We start from the raw sequence: 17,924 nt of genomic DNA on the forward strand, positions 1-17,924 counted from the left end.
TTCCATGACTTGCGTGGGGCCTTTCGGCTTATGGGAAGGTAGGTTCGAACGTGCCGACGTGCCAGCTCTTCCTGTCTGGGAAAGATTTGGCAAACAGCTCTTTAAGCGCTGGCAGCGGCGTCCCTTTGAATGGAATTTCCACCCGCTTTAACGCCTGACTGCACATGACCCGTAATTCATTTTCGTCGACCAACTTCTGGAAGCCGTCCGTCCACACTTCCGCTTTCATCCCGTGATGGTCATGGAGCAGTTGGGCCATAACGGCAATTGGCATTCGATATCGGCGCGTTGCCCACACGAACCCGACCAAGGTCGCCGCGGTGATGCCGTAGCGTTCCAAAAATGCCTCTTCGATCCGTTTGTCCACACCAGAGAGATCGCGAACCCCTGCTGACTTTGGGTTTTCGCTTGGCTCGATCTTCCCGACGACAGATTCCTCGACGGGATAATTCACTTTGACGGTCTCTCCCAACTCGACGTCGCAGCTAATCGACAACAGCTCACGGGCGTGTTCGATAAGCAGCCGGACTAGATCGACGATTTTACAGAGCCTTTCCCGATCCATCGTGCCGTAATGGTCGCTACCCTCGGCGATATCCGCTGCCCTGGCAAATTTGCGAATAATCAAGACCTCGTTCTGAGGCCGCTCGAATGCCGCCTTGGCGTTGTAATGGTAAGGTCCGTAAATGGTATCTCTCTCGTAGCCCTCAGCTGGTCTCCAAGTTACGCAAAGGTTTCCTTTCTTTGTTACCGTAGAATCAAGGATCAGTTTGGGTTTTCTGTACCATTTGCTCTGCCCGGCGCGCCTCTCTATGCCACTCCGATGTTCCAGCTCATCGAAATTCCATACAGAAATGCACGAAACCTCCTTCAGGGTGCGGCTCAACCCGTCTACCGCATCTTCGATCTCACGAAGCAGCGCTCTTTCGAGGTGACAGGACCGGTTCTCCTCCGTGTCTGGAAAGGATTGGGTGACGCTGGCGAAACCGCGTGCGAAGGACATGTGTCGAAGTGGATTCATTCCCGACCTCTTTTCGGATACTGCCTCCCATTCGCATCGAAGCCATTGCCTTGTCAACATCTATTTATAGACCCTATACCCGAGAAATTCTTCACTCTAGGCAACCTCTAAAGCTACACCGATGTGGTCCCGAGTTCTGGACGGTTGACAACGTCCCGGGCCACTTGGAAGGCGGAGGCCTACTATGTCCGCAGCGACCAGTTAAAATTCGCTTCCTGTCGCATTCCCCCTGGTTCTCCCCTGGCCGATAATCCGCATTATCGGCCAGGTAACTCCGTGGTGCCGATACACCAACCATTCCCCAAACTTCAGAGCTTTCGCACGGCATCCTTGTTTCAACCACATATCCAACCTTCTTCGACAGGGCTGTCAGCGATAGCCGACGTCGAGTTACCTACCATCCGAGTTCCAGTGTTGACAAAAACTCCTGACCCCAATAACTAGACCCAAGCAGTAGCTGGAGTCTTCGTTTTGATTAGATTGAATCATCAGATGCCAGATAGGGATTGGGTTCTCGGGCGTAAATCTGAATTCATGTTTGGCACCACGGTTCCCGAGCGTCTGGTCATGATTACCGCGTTTGCACACCGCGAGATGGCCAACCCTGGGATCGTTTGCAGTCATTTGCTCGAGGTAAGCTACAATCTCGCCGCCTTGTTTGGTCGACTTCATTCCCTTGCCTCGTCCATCGAGCGCAATGTGCAAAGGTCCTCGTGTCGTTCTTCAGAGAAGCCTAAGGTAAGCCTTGTCGTAGAATTTACATCGCAGGGTAATCTGTGGGTTTATTGGGTACCAATTGACTACGCGACCTTTGGATGGATGCGCTCGGATTACCGGGAGTTCGGAGCGCGACGACCTGTCAACGAACTTCTGATGCTCCACGATTTCAGCCTTCTCTGGGATTCGGAGAACTTCAGGGACGGCAACGGCGAACTTGAAGCAATCGTCCGCTACGAGGTCTTTCGTACCGCGCTGATGCTTGTAGAAACGGCGACGAATGAACTCTCGGCCCATTGCGAGGTAGTGGAGCGGTGGAAGTTCGTTCAGAAAGACCATTCGGATAGGTTCGATTTGTTGAGTCCTTTCGATCAGGAGAAACTCGATCAGGTCGCTCGTGACAAGCGGTCTCTTGAGATCGAAGAGGCCGCAGCGCTTGAATTGATGAGCAAGGAGCAGAGGCATGCCGAAATGCTGTCCCGTGTTGCTCAATGGGAAGCCCAATTCGGAATGCATCCCGCGGTATTGCTTGGGATCAACGATCGCTTTCAAGAAATCAAGACCCCGTTGCCAGGGCGCGCCGTTATCATGACCAAGGAATTTGGCTTCAGGCCGCCTAGCGATCTCAGTACGTTCGCTGGCACGATGCGGACCATGCGGAATACTCTTCAAGCGCTGAATATCCAGATCACACCTGCAAGCCTTGGGAAGGACGCTGCCCGTGATCTGGCTCGGAGGCACTGCGGAACCGTTAGGAAGTCTTGGCGAAAATAGCCCGCGCAGCAAGTCCTGGCAGAGGATGCTACACACTCTTACACTGGCCGATAACCCGCGTTATCGGCCACGGGCGTCACCAAACACCTCAGAGGCTCTTTGCAGAAGGGCCCGTGTCTAGCTTGTTGATCGTCCTCTCGACAATGATGCGAGGGGTTGAAGCCTCACGGGATTCCCCATTTGCTTTTCAATGATTGGGCTTTGGTTCGGATACCCGTAGCGCGGCCAGCATCCATTGTGCCAATCAAATCATGCAATGCCAGCTTTTCAGCCACAGCCTCGTCCGAAGTCAGTCTCGCCTTCCATTTTGGCTTCAGCGTTACAATTTCGAAGAGCAGACCGACCACGAACAGCGCGATTCCGAAAACACCAACAGATACGAGACTGAACGTCAGAAACTGGTGCCTCGTAACGAACTTTTGCGGATAAAAAATTAGCGGATCGGATAGGCTTGCTACGAAACTGTCGCTTCCATCCCAGATAAACACTTCGTTGTTACCGGCGGCAAATCGGTCTTCTCTGGTGTCTTGGTATCCCTTCGACAGCACCACAATTTTCGAAGTTGACGATGGCGGCAAGCTGAGCTTCAATGGCTCCGAAGAGGGGTTGTCAATAGAATATTTTTGTCCGCTTCCGGAAATCACGATTCCATCTTGCCTGATCCAACCGACTAGATCATCGACGACGAAATTGTTGTTGTTTTGGATTTCGTACAGGGTGATGTACGTGTCGAGATCATAAAGCCGATCATATGCTTCTTTCTTCGACTTTTCGGTGACTTCGCCAGTTACTGCATTGATCGTCTTATCAATGCGACCGGTAGGAATGGAAAGTTCATACCGTGTAATCGCGATTGCGTCCGCCGGATCACTTCCTGTGATGATCACGCCGATTGCCAACAGCGCTGCGGAAACGATAGACACCAAGACTGGGAAGATGAATGCCTCTAAAAATTTCGTAGACATAACCTGTCTTCCTTACTTTGAACTGCTGTTTTTCTGGAATTCGTGATTCATTCGCGAGGCTTAATTGACAGACTTCAGGCCACTTATGTCTTCAATAATGTTGCACCTCAAGACTTCGATAACGCAAATAATGCAATTTGCACCCGCACGTCAAGTAGGTTGCGATGCAAGGCGCATTTCGAAGCCCTGTATGTGGGAGTGTTCAAGCTTTACTATGCGATTCCGCGCTCGGAACGTTTGACGCCGAAAGATACCGCATTTTAGAATCCTTATATGACCTCTTAATTTATAGGTGCCTCTTGCTCACTGCCGTAGATGTGACTTTCGAAGCCTCATCTAAAAACATGCGACTTTTCTGTGAAGTCGCCCGTGATTTTCAACGGATCGAAATTCCAGACGCTGAGGTCGAACTATTTCTTCCCAAGGACGAGCAGTGCCTCATACCCAAAGACCCTTCGCTATCCAAAAGTACGCGCGAAATCAATCATTTGTTCTCATATGTTGGCGGAACATTCACGGGTGAATTGCCCCTTTCGTGTCTTGGTTTCACCAAACCCTCCTTGGACGACATCATTGAAATCGAGATCGATCACAATCTCTTGCTTTCGCCTGAGGCGTGTATTGGGGTTCTGAAACGAGACGCGACAAGGGGGCGGGCGATGCCTGATGAAATCCTAAGAGCGCTTCGGAGCCAGGCGAAAGGTGTCGTCAAGTGAGAGTAGCGAGTCTTTGTGACGGAATTGGAAGTGCCCATGTAGCTGCCCGTCATGTGGGATGGAACTCCGTCGCTTCTAGCGAGATTGATGCCGCCTGTAATGCCATTGTTGAAACGAGCTTTCCGAGCGTGACCAACCTCGGCGATATGACAAGATCGGATTTCGCCGCTGATTTGAAATCGTATTCGCCGGATGTTCTCATCGCTAGTACTCCATGTCAGGCTTTTTCAACGATAGGAAAGCGAAGGTCTTTAGGAGACGATCGAGGCAACCTGACGCTTGCGTTGGTGAACATCTTTCACACGGTATTCCCAAAGTGGCTTGTGTGGGAAAACGTACCTGGGGTGTTAAGCACGGCCGACAATGCCTTTGGTCATCTACTAGGCGGCCTTCTCGGCATGACAGGACCATTGGAAGCTGGGAGCCGGACATGGCCTGACGTGGGCATCGTACGCAGGGGAGATATATCCATCGCGTGGCGAATTATTGATTCTCAGGGTTTCGTCGCTCAACGGAGACGAAGACTTGTCCTCGTCGCGTCTACAGGTGGAAGAGACCCCTCTAGCGTTCTCCTTGAGACCAAGGAAGATGACATCTTCCCGGGCATTCCTGTCGAGTGGTTGAGAAAACATTCGGAGCGCAGCAGGACGCTTGCGTTTGACTGGCAAGCTTCCGGCGCTGGCAACGATAAGTCATTCATGGGGAAGTCAAGGCGGTGGGTCGTACGTCCTCGTGGCACGTCTGGCACACTCGGAACTACGAGAACAGACGCTGTTCTGCAGAATGGCGTCGTCAGGAAGCTTTCGAGTGCGGAATCCCTACGATTGATGGGCTTCGACGGGGACTATCTCACAAAGAATGCTAGCGGCAAAACGCTAACCAAAAAAGAGCTAATGAGGATGGTCGGCAATTCAGTCGTAACCCACATGTTTAAGTGGGTCTTCTTCAGAATTGCTGCGGCCGAGGAAGATAGGGTTCGCTGACAACGCCCAACTTATCGACCATCGTGACCGGCGGCATTTGACCGACCAGACTACAGCAAGTTCAATATAAATTGACGACAATCGGTGCTATCCACTCATGAGACCTGACAGCGAACAAGACATATCCCGCCTTTACTCAACTAGCTATAGTTATCTCCACGACATACTTTCTTGGATGGGGCAAGGGAAGTGGATGCTTCCTAACTTTCAGCGCGAGTGGGTTTGGAATGAAGACCAAGTCAGAGGCCTTACGGAGGCGGTCTGCGTGGGGCAACCCATTGGCGGCATCATGCGCATAACTAGGACTTCAGTCGACTTCGAGTATCGTCCCTTCTTTGATGGAGTGAAGGTGAGCAATGTCGATCCTGTACCAGAATTTCTGGTGATGGACGGCCAACAAAGATTGACTACCCTATTTCAGGTCTTCGGAAATACCGCCCCGGTTCGCGTCCATTTTCGGAAGGGTTTCCGCCGGATTCTGTTTTACTTCGACATCAAGCATTACGGGAGCAGCAAGGATATAGCTGGGTCCATTAGAACAGTTATCGTCGATTCCAAAACTGGCAAACCCGCTGACGAGGAGTTGCGAGATATTCAAAGCGAGGCGACCCAGTTTGCTCGGTGTTGGTTTCCGCTCGGGCTGACGATGGATTTTGAGGCATGGAAGGTTGCGTACGACAGTTACTGGATATCCAGGAGTGGGTCCAGTGAGCTTGGCGACGCAATGCAATTCTTCAATAAAATTCCATCGCTCGTTAAACATGCCTCAATTCCAATTATCACGATGCTCGACCACGCGACAATTGGTGACATTGCAGTTGCTTACGGCAATCTCAATTCAAAGGGAACCCAACTGGACGCATTTGAATTGCTGATCGCAAAATATGCGGCCGGTAATTTCGATCTAAGGGCCGACTGGTTCGGGATCAATGGTGAACCTGGGGTTCAGAAAACAATTTCGGAAGTATCCAAGGGGCTCATTAAGGACATACAGCCAACGGAGTACCTGCCGGCCGTTCAGCATTATTTGAACATAGCCAGAGGTACTCCTAGCCAGGGTGTATCTAAAAAGGTCCTCCTCGAAATCAAGGCCGCCGACTATCGCGAAGCGGCTAAACCCGTGCTTAACGGCTACAAGGAAGCGTTCGCGGCCCTCACAAGTGCTAGTTTGCTTACCCCAACGTACCTTCCAGCGGCTTTTTACCTCTCGGCTATGTGTGCGATCTTGGGCGACTCAGGTAGGGATTGTGCGTCTGCCGACGTCAGGGGAAAGCTCTTCAAATGGTACTACGGGACTACGCTCGTGAAGAAATACCGCGGAGGTGACCCGCTTTTCGCTGGAGATGTTCTCAAAGTAGCAGAATGGATCAGAGGCAATACGACAACACCGGAATTCTTGGCAAAAATTAACGTCACTGAATCGCTTGTTCTTGGCGCACAAGGTACTAAATTCGCTACCTCCATTCTAATTAGTGAGGGCGCGCGGGATTTTGCGACTTCAGCGATCATCAAAGACCACTTTTTCTCTGAGTCATCCTTCGACGTCCATCATATTTTCCCCAAGAAGTGGTGTAAGGACGAGGGCATCCCCGAGGCTCTCTACAACTCAATCTACAATAAGACGCCCTTGTCTTCCGATACCAACCAAAGGGTCATCAGCGATCGGCCGCCAAGCATTTATCTGTATGAGATTGAAATAGCTCGTCGCCTTAGCTCCGCAGACATGGACAACCTTCTGATTTCGGCGCGGATTGACCCCTCCACTATAAGGAATGATGACTTTTATGGTCTCATCCGAGAAAGGCGTTCTTCTATACTAACGATGATGAAGGCGAGGTTGCCTGGGACCTTTACTGATGGCGATTTTTTTGCTTCGGAGCCGCAGCACCCTCGCCTTCCATCCTACCTTTGGATATGCAAGGAAACCTTGGCATTTCTATTTAAGACATCGGCTCCTGCCAAACTTGACGACATCGTTCTTCATGTCCTCGAGAGGTTTTCGGCGAGTTCGTGCATTGGTGACAGTGTACTCGAGGACATTTTCCTCGAAAGACTGCGGAAGAGGGTTTCTTGGTGCTTAAAGTACCTCACGACCCGTGACAAATCCGTCCGACTCAACAAAAAAGCGTACACATTCGTTTCTGGCCATCAAGGTATGAGGCATGCAGACGAGGAATGATGAGGCGATACTCCGGTAGAACGACAGCTCTGGTCGATAACTGCCATAATCGGCCAGTGCTCTGAAGACACCATCATTTGCGCTGGCCCGGATTGGCCGCAAAAGACCATGCGCCGCCTGGGCAAGGCCATAAATCACCGTTGACATTTAATGAAGACCTCATTAGCTCTCTGGCAGTTATCGGAGTCTTGATATGCAGTGGCGTCAGCGAACAATCCCATCAATCGACGACATCCTAAATGGGAACGCCAGATTTGGGCTAACCGTTACGGAACGACTGTGCGGGATCGCCAGCTTCGTTGCGCGACACCATGAGTATCCCGACATGCTTCTTGGAGAAATCGACGCGGTCGCCCACTGCTATTCGAGAATGAACGACTGCCTAGACCACTTCGCTTCATTGGCTATTCGTGCCGTATCCCGCATTCCGAATAGACCACTAGGTTCTGTCCAATTCAACATTGTCGAGACCAGCAAGGGCAACCTCCGGGTAACCTGGCTCCCCGACAATCTTGCCGATTTCCCTTACAACCGAGGTGACTACGCTGAGTTTCGTACCGCAAGCCCCTGCAACGAGCTTGTGTACCTCCGTGGATACTCCATGTTCGCGGATGCCAATCCAGATTGCCATGACCACCTTGGAGATCGGCTAACCGCAATCGTGCGCAAGCATCTCTTCGTTACCGTTGTTCAAATGGTATCGGAGGCGGAAAACCGCCTGAAAAACTACGCCCCCGTTTCTCGCAAATGGGTCTTCGAGAAAGGTACTGGCGAATTCGAGTATGTCTTGGTCTCTCCTTTTGAAATCGAGGAAAGACTTCGGATCGCTGCGGAGGCCCGGTCCGAAAAGCAAGCAGAAGAGGCAGAGATTAGACGCCAGAACATGTTGAGTACTCATTCCTCGGCGCTGGACGGTTGGCAAAGAGAATTTGGTATGCGGCCCGAGCAGATCATCGGATTATCTGATCTCTTCGCTCGGAATAAGGTGCCGATGGCAGGCCGGGTCGAAATCCTTCGACAGAAGTTCGGCGTGATCCCAACAGATGACATCATGCGTTTCTCTGGTGTTCTTAAAAGAATGAGGTATTCGCTGGAATGCAGCGGTCGAGAAATTGAAGCCCCCGGTATTGGCGACGCCGCCGCGCGCGCCCTCGCGATAGAATGCTGCGGAACGGTTCGAGACCCGCGCGGGGGTGGTAAGGTTGAGGCAATGGCCAAGAAGTGGGTTTCGAGTGATCAGCCTGCGTCTGGGTCGGGAGGTTGTCGGCCGTTCCACCCTGGCCGATAACTGCCATTATCGGCCGCTGCTCTTGCTGCTAGGCTTGCGCGCACAACTACACTCCCCCATCGTAGAGGGCAGGCAACAATGTGACGTCGGGAAAAATGGATCGGCGTTGAAGAGTCACGGAAATTACTGGTGTCCTCTATTACTGACCTGATCGGCAAGGCCAGATCGATCAAATCCTCAGGGATGAACCCGAATGAAATGCAGACCCGGCGAATCCTCGTCGATCCGCTGCTGCGATACGTGGGTTGGGACGTCGATGGGTTGGACGAGGTTCAGGCTGAATATCCGGTCAACAAAGATCGTGTCGACTATGCGATGATTTCGAATGATCAGCCTGTACTTTTAGTCGAAGCAAAGTCCTTCAAATCAAATCTGTCTGATGTGATTTCGATTTCTCAGGCGGTTAATTATGGCAACACGCTGAACGTTCCTTGGTGTGTTTTGACGAACGGGTCGTGCCTTGGAATTTACGTGGTCCATGCTCCGGTCGCCATGCCTGACAAACTCTTCAAGTTCGTGGATATTGCGACTGCAGAGCCACCGCACATAGACGCGGTCCTCTCATTGATTTCCAAAGAGTCTGTGCTTGGCGGGGCAACACGTCTGGCGTGGAATGAAGAATGGAAAAAGCGCTCGCTCGGTCATGACTTTCACGTTCGTCACTCGGTCGTCGACGATGAGCATTTTCGTCGTGCTATCCTTGGTGTCGAACTGTCTCTCGGTGCAGAGCTTCTCAACGAAGGTCATCCGAACACATTCATGACACGTGATCGTCGGTCGGTGCAGTTCTCCAAAACTGCGCCATACCGGGGCGCAGTTGAAACGGGCTTTGTTAAAATAACGCCTTTGCATTTGGAGGCCGATCTGTTCGTCATATGGAAGACCGCAGCAGCAGAGGGTTGGTTGATTCCGACTGACAAGCTGAAAGCATTCCTCGAAACAATTCCTACTTCCAGCCGCACGGCGGGCCGCACGTCGTGGGACCCCAGGATCGGAACATTCGCCGACAAGGATCGTCTCTGGACCAACATGGATGTTCACGGATGGTTCGACGTAACTCCCTATCGGTTTTCGTTCTGACGCGCTGGCCGATAACTGTCATTATCGGCCAGTTCCTCTCCGTCTTGCCACTGTGTGCCTCGCGGCAGACACTGTAACCAGTGAAAAGGAGGACCCCATGTCTGGATATATGACGATCGCCTTGAGGGCAAATGATGGATCGCGATACGTCGCCAAGGCGCATTCGCGAAACGCCCGTGACCTTTATGCACGAGATATTGGCTTCCTGAGCGGCGACGACCGTGGCGCGCTCTCTTATATCGAATGGCTGCGAGGATTGAACGTGAATGTCGCGGAAAAGCCCGTCCGCGACAGCGAGTACGGTGTGCTGGTGGTGGACTACCAGACCAAAACGATGCTCAGCTACGCGAGTGAAGCGAAGCTCACCCGGTTTTCACACTTCTATCCCGGAAGCTCGCCGTTTCAAGATCAGATGGCTAGGGCCGGCTATGTCACCCTCTCATGCCCCGCCAATAGCGTCGACGCTCTTGTACTGACCGCCGACCACGTCGATAACTGGAACCGCCTCGTGCAACCTCGAGGATATTCGTTCGATCCACATGAACTGCGACAGGCACCTTTTCCGATTTGGTATTTCGTGCGGGACCCTGAACCGATCTTCACCTATGACTTCGGGCCTTGGACGGTGAAGGAATTTCACAAACCGGAGGGCAAAGCTGAATTCTGGTGGGCTCTTGAGTCAGTGGGGTTCACCGCAGATCAAAAGAACATGCCCAACGGACTTGGCCGATAACCGTCATTATCGGCTAGATGCCTGCGTAGTTTGGACGCTGCAGCAGCGTATATTCCGATCTTACGTCGCTCGCCGGAGTGCTGCCACAACACGTTGATCCTTGCTCCACCCACCCCGAATATCGCCGCTATCACCTCCTACAAGGCCTGCAGCATGCGCGTCGAACAATCCAGCGACTTCCTCATCGATATCGCCCGTCAGGCAGCTGGCGGCGGTCTCGGCCTCGCTCCCTTCCAGCGCCAATACGTCTGGACGAAGGAGGATGTCGAAAAACTCCTGAAGTCTATGCTGAACAAATGGCCGATCGGTTCGCTCACGACATGGACACCTTCTGCCGCCGACAGAGGCCAATACCCTACCAAGGGACGCCTTGGTCCTGTCGAACACCCGGAAGACGTCGAGACACTCGTCCTCGACGGCCAGAACAGGCTTGCAAGCCTTATCTACGCATCCCTCGTCCATCAAGCGCCCGCTGACCCAGCGCATCCATATAGCGACAGCGAGATCGACGTGTGGTTCGGGGACGAAATCCTCGTTGCCGACTATTCCACGAAGTCGGTGACCTTCCGGCAGCGCGACCAGGCGTGGTCAGCTACATCGGCACCGTTCGGCGATCTGATGGATGCATTCGTGTTCAGCAGGGGGCGGCAGTTCGATGTCCTAACGGCAGGTGAGCGCCATGGCATGGCAGACCCGGCTATGCAATGGCTGATGAACGACCTGCCTGGGTTTGTTCGTTCGGCGCGGATCACCATCACAAATCTTCGCGACGCCACGCTCGAAGAAGCCCGCGAGTGCTACATGACGATATGCAGAGCTGGGCAGCCGATCTCCGACGAGGAATTCGATTTGGCGTTCTCTTACCGCAGCCCTCGTGTGGAGGCGTCTAACGGGCCGCGGCCGTAGAAGAACTATGCATGAGGCGTGCGCCGCATCGAGGTCTGGAGGTGAATGGCCGCTATTTTCTGGTGAATACCAAGCCTCCGTTGGTTAGCTTTCCTCCATTTATGGTCCAGACCTGTATCTGACCGTTCCCATCAGGCAGGATCATCTGCATTTTGATCTGACCGTTCTCTATGGTCCCTTTTACGCCAGCTGTATCGTTGGTTTGATAGACCTTACCTCTAGGTACGTGTCTTTCCCGGTGAAACCGTGTTCCCGTTCCCACCACATCCCCCTCGTTGACGGTTATGCGGATGTCGTACCAAGTATCGTAGTCGTCGTCGCCGGACCGCTTGCTCACCCAGCGTCCAGCAAGCGCCTTGGCGACCTTGACCGACTGAGCGTCTTCGCTCGAACCGTTTGCTTGGTTTTCGTAGGCTGTACAGCGCTCTACCTTGATGGTGTCTTTCGTGATCGGCGTCGTTCCGAACAAGCTCTCCTGCCCGCTGCTGCCAGCCCGCAAAATGGTTGTCTGCGGCGTCGAATCCAGAAAGTACTCGACTTTGGAGCATGAAGACGCCGAGCTATTGATTGAAATCTCCGCGCTGAAACTCGGCCTCGATCCACCAGAACTCAACAAGTCGATCGTCGCGGTACAGCTTCCTATGGGCTTGTCGAAGTCGCAGTCCGATGCGGAATACGAGGTGGAAGGAAGAAGCGCTGCGGCCGCAGCCAACAGCAACGGTGAGACTTTGTTCATGTGGCCCCCTAGTTAACTCTCTGCACTTTAAGGATCGGCCAACGAACCGCCATCCTCCAAACGGGGGAGTTTGCCTACCACTCTGGCCGATAATTGCCATTATCGGCCAAGCAATGTCATTTGGCGTGCGGCACCATACTTTGACCAATTCAACTGATCAGGTTATGCGTCTACGAGGCCAATTCCCTTGAGTACCTAGTAGACATGACAACCCAGATCAGAAGTAACGATACGTTCCGGCACATTTCTCTCCTGCGCCTCAGACAGATTCTCAAGGCTTGGGAGACAACTCAAAATCTAGGCGCGATAGGCAAGCACGGAAAGGTTCAGCTCTCGCCGGAAGGAGTTTACGCGATAATACAAGAGGCTATTGACCAGCGACTTATCGCCAATGACACTCCTCCGGGATTTCCCGATGGACCGCCTCAGTTAATATTGACGGACGCCGGCAAGGCCATAGCTACCGCTACCGCCCGCAAACGAGCTAGTAAGGCCGCTGGATATGCAGTTTTGGCAGATGTTATGGAGAGAATTGAAAAACTAAACCAAAACCCCAATTCGCCCATAAACGTCGAGAGGCTGTGGGTGTTCGGAAGCTTTATCGATCCGGGCAAAGCCGACATCGGCGATATCGACATCGCGGTCGAGACATCTCGCACTAAAATCTTCAATGAAGTTGGCCTGAAAATGGATTACTACAAAAAACATTTTCCCGAACTTCGTATAGACAACGTGACACCGTTTTGGCTCGCACCATATTACTTCTGCCGCCGCGCCATTTTCGGTCCAAAGCGGCATCCGCTCATCTCTCAAGTGGAAATTAATGAACTCGTCGACCTGCATGTCCCTTGTGTCTTGGCATATGACAAATCGATGGGGAGGTTGCCTCTCGAACATGTTGTTCCCCATCATCCCAGTTCCACTTCGAGAGCGGATCGAATGGGAGATAGGCTGAAAGTCCCAAATCTCACAGGACCCACCAACGTGTTTCTACCCTCCTCATCCGAGATACTGGAGGAGCATCTTCTCGATAGCTGGTATAAACGGTATGTCACCGTCTGTTGCACGGCATTGCCAGACGACGTTGCAAACAAGCTTCCAAACCCGACAGGTTTCGATGGACGTGGGCGCTTCGCGCTGGTGTTTGACGACGATGATGGCAACCGGCGGCCTGTTGTGGTCTTTGTCGACCGCATGCTGGAGGGCCAAGATGGCGACCTTTGGAACTACCGCTGCCGAGTTTCTGTAACTCCCATTGGCAATGAGCCATCAGGCGGTGTCACACCTAGAGAGCAGTCGATCATATCGGAGGCGATAAAACTCGTCGTAGGGGCCGATATGCACAGACTCGCTTGGCTTCGAAGGGAAACCAACCCGTTCGCAGAAATCTATTTGGACGTGAACGTGTCTGTAGACGATATCGAATTTGACGGCCTAAGATCGGCCATACAACGCGAGGCCGGTGGCCTTACCGTTGATCGCGAGGGTCTCCTAACCCAATCAATGTACTACGGCGTGATGGTTCGCGATGATAACCGGATTGGAACAGGGATGTTGCACTGGTGCGACTTTGACGAGGACGACGTCGAAGAATTGCCAGATGACTTCCCGATATCCAAGGAAGATATTCTCAACCACCAGGATTACCCGAGCTGGGGGGAACCCAATCAGGTCTCACCCTCGCTCAAATGAACGCTTCGCGGCGTGTCGTAGCGTCAACCTTGGCCGATGATTTCCTCCATCGACCAAGGTTCCTACCAATACTCACAGTCACTGGGTTGCGAGACGGCAGTTTTCGTCAGCTATCAAGCAACGATCCTTCGACCTCCGTCCGCCCCTTCTCCCACCTGTGGATCGGAGCTGAGATGTAGTCGATCGCGTCGGAATTGATGAAGAGCGTCCGGTGATACCCCTCCGAAGCGAAGCGAACCAGAGGCTGACTGACCTCCAAATCGAGGTCTTCGTCGGTGCAGAACTCACTCAGCGCATTGTACAGCTCGTCATCTTCGAAGAGATATACCTTGCGCTGCTTACCATCGGAGAGCTGATAGACCACTGACGTCGCATTCGTATGAATCCTGTCCAGTCTCCGCGCCTCGCGCTCCTGTGCGGCAATGACACCTGCTTCATCCATGCTGCCGTCTTGCACGAGCTTTTCGAATTCCTCGTCTGAGGTCGGGGCCAGGATTTTCTCGAGTCTCTCAACGCTTTCCGGATCGAATTCATCCTGACCGAGATCGTCAAGAATCGCTTCGATGATTTCCCAATCGCGGGGGTCAGGAAGATGCAGTGACGACGATTTCTTGTATTGCCCATGCTCTGGGCCGTGTGTGTCGTGCGCTTCGCTCGAAAAATAGAGGTCGGCGACGGCCGCCCTGCGGACCATTACCCTCTGATTAGAGAGGCTCTCCACTCTCACGAATGGAGCAGAACCTTGAAAGTCACGGTGTGCCTCAGCGAATGCAGCTTCGGAAATTGAAAGTAGAAGCGGTTCCCCTCCTCCTGCGAAATGGATTGCCACCTCCCCGTAGTACTGAGTGTTCTCAGGAGCACTCTCGTCGTAATACGCCGCCTTTACAGGGGGATGCCTGCCCAACAGGGCGGCTTCTGTCGTTGAGAACGCCGAGGCCAGCTTCTTCAATTTTCCGGCCGGCACTTCTGCTTGGCCGCTCTCCCAGCGTTGATACTGCGGCTGGCTGATCCCGACCGCCTTTGCGACCTCTGCCTGCGTAAGTTCTGCTTCGACCCTGAAGTGCTTCAGCTTGTTTGTCATATCCATATCTCCGTAAATATCTTATGCGCATAAAACGCATAATTCAGCAGTACTGGCAATATGGAGTCTTCGTTTTTATTCCTCATCCACTGCAATCAGAGTCATTCATTCGCGAGACTCATCATTGGCGGCAACGTAAACCGCCAACCTCCGGATTTAATTGATGACTTCGATCGCAAAAGTTGTTGACAGCGGTTTTTCTCCGGGGCACTGCTGGCGAATTCAAGAACTCGCGGAAAGATCAATCGATGTCCTACACTCGCCGTGCCATCCCCCGCCAGACGGTAGATACTCGTCGTTGGGGCCTCCAGAAAATTCTGCGGGAGATACATTCCGGCTCCATCCAGCTCCCCGATCTCCAGCGCCCATGGTGTTGGACCCAGGACAACATCCTCAATCTGGTGGAGACAATCGCCGAGGGTCAGAATTTTGGCGTGCCCATGCTCCTGGAGACCGGCGGGTCGACCAAGTTTGGCTTTCGTCCGTTGGAAGGAACGGATGAAACGGCGGGCGACAACGATCATCCTGACTACTACGTCCTCGATGGACAGCAACGCCTGACGACATCGTATCAAGCGCTTCTTTCCAAGGCCCCGATCCGTATCGAATCCACCAAAAACGGTACGAAAGCCCGGTTCGCACACCTCTATTTCAACATGGAAGGCGCGGTCCGCTCCGACAAGCCGATGATCGACGCACTGACCTTCGTACGAACCGACCCCCGTGGCGTCCAGATCGACCGGAGCGCGCCTAACCTTTCCGACCCCGAATACCAGTACGAATACGGATACTTCCCCGTTAATCGCATCTTCGAGTTCGACGAATGGTACGGCGATGCAGATCGGTTCTGGTCGTCTCAGGAGAACTTCAGCAAACCTGAACGCCAGCGGGTGCTGACGGCTATCCGCGATTTCCAGACGGTTGTCTACCAGACCTTCATGAACTACCACGTCAATGTTCAGGTCATGGACCGGGAGACGCCACCCGAAGCGATCAGCAAGCAGTATGAGAAGATGAACACGATGGGTCAGCCCCTCGGCGTCTTCGATCTCGCCATCGCACGGTTCGCGCCCCATGGGTTCGATCTCGGTAAGGACTGGAAGAAGCATAAGGCCAGACTCGTCACGGACACTCGTGACGTCCTGTCGGCGATCACGCCGAAGCAGTTCCTTCACGCGAACCTCATGGTTGCCAACCACGAGTTCGGTCGCGCTTCAAACGACGTCCTGCAGCTCGATCTCGATGATTACAAGAAGCTCAACGAGCGAGTGGCCAGTGCCTTCGTCGATACCTACAACTTCCTTCTGGAACAGGGGGTGTTCAAGAAGCGCCAGCTACCCCCGACCATTCTCGTCACAGGCCTGGCGATCACCATCTGCGTTCTCGGCCGTCGAGCCACCGCCCTTGATGCACGGAAAAAGCTGGCTCGTTGGCTCTGGTGCTGCACCTTCTCGAACTGCCACACGAAAAACGGCGACACTGGCGTTGCCGGCGAGCTGCCGTCCCTCCTGAAATGGATTACCGACGACCAAGCCGCGCCGGCATCCGTGGCGAAGTTCGGGATTACGCTTGCAACGATCGCCACGGCGACCAACGGCAGCATCCAGAATGCGTTGATGACCGGGCTTTTCCGCGCAGAGGTCCGTGACTTCGGCACCAACAACAAGATGAGCCTCCAGCAGTTCGTCGACGGCAACTACGACATCCACCACATTTTCACGAAGAAGTGGTGCGCGGCAAACGGCATCAGCGATGATCGCTGCAACAGCGTGATCAACAAGACGCTCTTGGCCAAAAAGACGAACATCCTGTTGTCCGGCTCCGCGCCAAGCGAGTACCTCGTGAAGCTCGGAACTGACTTCAAGGTCGACGATACCGCCATCGACGCCTCGTTGCGAACCCACGGCATCGATCCGGTTTCCATGCGACATGATGATTTCGTTGCCTTCGAGCAGAGCCGCCTCGAGTTCCTCAAGCGCATCGTTGAGCAGGACACCGGCCGCGAGGTCATCATTGCCCGTGAGGTCGACGACGAGTTCAACATTTACGGTCTCAAGGACGGCGAGGTGCTGCCGGAGAATTGTAGCTGGGTCATGACCTCCCGGGGACAGAGCGTGGCCTATCTCCGTAAAGACGACGGCAAGTACTACGTGATCAAGGGATCGAAGGCCGCACCTGACACCACGCCGTCTCTCGACAACACCTACCACGAGCAGCGCGAAAAGCTGATCACGGGCGGCATGCTTGAACAGCAGCATGATCTGAGGTGGTTGCTGACAGAGGACATCGAGGTCGCGTCCCCTTCGGCGGCGTTCTCGATCTTTGCGGGGCAAAAGGCTGTAGGATCGTCCTGGAAGGGCTTGGACGGCGCTGTCGCCCGTCCCTAACCAAAGCACCCATGGACACTTCACGTCACGACCTCTGTGGCTTCCGCTATTGGGGTCGCTCGCCTCAACCCGCCTTGGGTCCATTCCACTGGTATCCGCCCCATTTTGTGTTAGAAAGCCGTACGACGTAGTCGTATGGAGACACGATTTGGCTGACAGCATTAGCGTACGATTGAAAGAGGCTCGGACGACTGCGGGTCATAAATCAATGAGGTCCGCTGCGGAAGCATTGGGCATTCCGTTGCCGACCTATAACAAACACGAAAACGGCGAACGAAACCCGGGCCCTGAAGAATGCATTGCCTACGGTCGCCTTTTCGGGGTCAATCCGGCATGGCTTATGTTTGGCGATGAGTACGTTTCGTCAGATGGTTCGCCGGTTGCCGCACTTCCCGTCTCTCCTGTACCTCTCGCTGGAGAAGATGTCGTCGTTGCAGGCGTTGAACGCAACGGAAAGGCCTTGCGAATCGTAACGAGCCGTGGCCTTCGTTCAGAGGATGAAGCGCCTCTGTTGAGCGCTCTCATCGAGATCGTCCGGCCGAAGTGACTCCATCTGCCGATTGTTGATTGCGTACAGGTCGTCGACGGTATGGTCTAACCACAATGCATGGATTGTCCGATGATACCGCATAACGTGACCGACCAAGAACATGTCTCGAATCGAGT

Annotated in this window: 15 protein-coding genes; 11 read left to right on the forward strand and 4 right to left on the reverse strand. The window is 53.4% G+C overall.

Annotated features, from left to right (window positions below):
* Window positions 1-28: 28 nt before the first annotated feature.
* On the reverse strand, window positions 29-1,021 hold the full coding sequence (locus FHT76_RS04270; RefSeq protein WP_259184497.1) for a hypothetical protein: 993 nt from the start codon (window positions 1,019-1,021) through the stop codon (window positions 29-31).
* Window positions 1,022-1,513: 492 nt separating this feature from the next.
* Between FHT76_RS04270 and FHT76_RS04275 the strand changes: the two genes are divergently transcribed.
* Window positions 1,514-2,512, forward strand: coding sequence for a hypothetical protein (locus FHT76_RS04275; RefSeq protein ID WP_259184498.1), 999 nt, complete (start codon window positions 1,514-1,516; stop codon window positions 2,510-2,512).
* 164 nt (window positions 2,513-2,676) lie between these two features.
* On the opposite strand, the gene FHT76_RS04280 is transcribed toward FHT76_RS04275, so the two are convergent.
* Window positions 2,677-3,477: a hypothetical protein gene (locus FHT76_RS04280; RefSeq protein ID WP_259184499.1), complete on the reverse strand. Its 801-nt coding sequence runs from the start codon at window positions 3,475-3,477 to the stop codon at window positions 2,677-2,679.
* Between the two features lie 299 nt (window positions 3,478-3,776).
* Between FHT76_RS04280 and FHT76_RS04285 the strand changes: the two genes are divergently transcribed.
* The 7 genes from FHT76_RS04285 (at window position 3,777) to FHT76_RS04315 (ending at window position 11,362) form a co-directional block, all read left to right on the forward strand.
* Window positions 3,777-4,193 carry a hypothetical protein gene (locus tag FHT76_RS04285; RefSeq protein ID WP_259184500.1) on the forward strand — a complete coding sequence of 139 codons (417 nt, stop codon included), beginning with the start codon at window positions 3,777-3,779 and terminating at the stop codon, window positions 4,191-4,193.
* Window positions 4,190-5,176: a DNA cytosine methyltransferase gene (locus FHT76_RS04290; protein WP_259184501.1), complete on the forward strand. Its 987-nt coding sequence runs from the start codon at window positions 4,190-4,192 to the stop codon at window positions 5,174-5,176. The genes FHT76_RS04285 and FHT76_RS04290 overlap by 4 nt, the downstream gene beginning before the upstream one ends.
* Window positions 5,177-5,273: 97 nt before the next feature.
* Entirely contained in the window at window positions 5,274-7,355 is a 2,082-nt protein-coding gene (locus tag FHT76_RS04295; RefSeq protein WP_259184502.1) for a DUF262 domain-containing protein, read from the forward strand.
* A 193-nt stretch (window positions 7,356-7,548) separates the two neighbouring features.
* Window positions 7,549-8,643, forward strand: coding sequence for a hypothetical protein (locus tag FHT76_RS04300; protein WP_259184503.1), 1,095 nt, complete (start codon window positions 7,549-7,551; stop codon window positions 8,641-8,643).
* A gap of 129 nt (window positions 8,644-8,772) precedes the next feature.
* On the forward strand, window positions 8,773-9,723 hold the full coding sequence (locus FHT76_RS04305; RefSeq protein ID WP_259184504.1) for a type I restriction enzyme HsdR N-terminal domain-containing protein: 951 nt from the start codon (window positions 8,773-8,775) through the stop codon (window positions 9,721-9,723).
* Window positions 9,724-9,832: 109 nt separating this feature from the next.
* Window positions 9,833-10,456: a hypothetical protein gene (locus tag FHT76_RS04310; protein ID WP_259184505.1), complete on the forward strand. Its 624-nt coding sequence runs from the start codon at window positions 9,833-9,835 to the stop codon at window positions 10,454-10,456.
* A gap of 153 nt (window positions 10,457-10,609) precedes the next feature.
* On the forward strand, window positions 10,610-11,362 hold the full coding sequence (locus FHT76_RS04315; protein WP_259184506.1) for a DUF262 domain-containing protein: 753 nt from the start codon (window positions 10,610-10,612) through the stop codon (window positions 11,360-11,362).
* Window positions 11,363-11,414: 52 nt separating this feature from the next.
* Here the strand turns inward: FHT76_RS04315 and FHT76_RS04320 are convergent, their stop codons facing one another.
* Window positions 11,415-12,098 carry a hypothetical protein gene (locus FHT76_RS04320; RefSeq protein WP_259184507.1) on the reverse strand — a complete coding sequence of 228 codons (684 nt, stop codon included), beginning with the start codon at window positions 12,096-12,098 and terminating at the stop codon, window positions 11,415-11,417.
* Between the two features lie 204 nt (window positions 12,099-12,302).
* On the opposite strand from FHT76_RS04320, the gene FHT76_RS04325 reads away from it, so the two are divergent.
* Window positions 12,303-13,790 carry a hypothetical protein gene (locus tag FHT76_RS04325; protein WP_259184508.1) on the forward strand — a complete coding sequence of 496 codons (1,488 nt, stop codon included), beginning with the start codon at window positions 12,303-12,305 and terminating at the stop codon, window positions 13,788-13,790.
* Between the two features lie 106 nt (window positions 13,791-13,896).
* On the opposite strand, the gene FHT76_RS04330 is transcribed toward FHT76_RS04325, so the two are convergent.
* Window positions 13,897-14,871, reverse strand: coding sequence for a helix-turn-helix domain-containing protein (locus FHT76_RS04330; RefSeq protein WP_259184509.1), 975 nt, complete (start codon window positions 14,869-14,871; stop codon window positions 13,897-13,899).
* Between the two features lie 248 nt (window positions 14,872-15,119).
* Between FHT76_RS04330 and FHT76_RS04335 the strand changes: the two genes are divergently transcribed.
* Both FHT76_RS04335 and FHT76_RS04340 read left to right on the forward strand, forming a co-directional pair.
* Window positions 15,120-17,258 (forward strand): DUF262 domain-containing protein, encoded by a 2,139-nt coding sequence (locus tag FHT76_RS04335; RefSeq protein WP_259184510.1) that lies wholly within the window; start codon window positions 15,120-15,122, stop codon window positions 17,256-17,258.
* 172 nt (window positions 17,259-17,430) lie between these two features.
* A complete protein-coding gene (locus FHT76_RS04340; protein WP_259185551.1) occupies window positions 17,431-17,805 on the forward strand; it encodes a helix-turn-helix transcriptional regulator in 375 nt (124 codons plus the stop codon).
* The last annotated feature ends 119 nt before the right edge of the window (window positions 17,806-17,924 follow it).

The organism is Rhizobium sp. BK176, from assembly GCF_024808055.1.

Excerpts from the sequence above, each read along its gene's own strand:
- FHT76_RS04270 (WP_259184497.1), bottom strand. The coding sequence starts at position 1,021 with ATGAATCCACTTCGACACATGTCCTTCGCACGCGGTTTCGCCAGCGTC.
- FHT76_RS04275 (WP_259184498.1), top strand. The coding sequence starts at position 1,514 with ATGCCAGATAGGGATTGGGTTCTCGGGCGTAAATCTGAATTCATGTTT.
- FHT76_RS04280 (WP_259184499.1), bottom strand. The coding sequence starts at position 3,477 with ATGTCTACGAAATTTTTAGAGGCATTCATCTTCCCAGTCTTGGTGTCT.
- FHT76_RS04295 (WP_259184502.1), top strand. The coding sequence starts at position 5,274 with ATGAGACCTGACAGCGAACAAGACATATCCCGCCTTTACTCAACTAGC.
- FHT76_RS04300 (WP_259184503.1), top strand. The coding sequence starts at position 7,549 with ATGCAGTGGCGTCAGCGAACAATCCCATCAATCGACGACATCCTAAAT.
- FHT76_RS04310 (WP_259184505.1), top strand. The coding sequence starts at position 9,833 with ATGACGATCGCCTTGAGGGCAAATGATGGATCGCGATACGTCGCCAAG.
- FHT76_RS04315 (WP_259184506.1), top strand. The coding sequence starts at position 10,610 with ATGCGCGTCGAACAATCCAGCGACTTCCTCATCGATATCGCCCGTCAG.
- FHT76_RS04320 (WP_259184507.1), bottom strand. The coding sequence starts at position 12,098 with ATGAACAAAGTCTCACCGTTGCTGTTGGCTGCGGCCGCAGCGCTTCTT.
- FHT76_RS04325 (WP_259184508.1), top strand. The coding sequence starts at position 12,303 with ATGACAACCCAGATCAGAAGTAACGATACGTTCCGGCACATTTCTCTC.
- FHT76_RS04330 (WP_259184509.1), bottom strand. The coding sequence starts at position 14,871 with ATGACAAACAAGCTGAAGCACTTCAGGGTCGAAGCAGAACTTACGCAG.
- FHT76_RS04335 (WP_259184510.1), top strand. The coding sequence starts at position 15,120 with ATGTCCTACACTCGCCGTGCCATCCCCCGCCAGACGGTAGATACTCGT.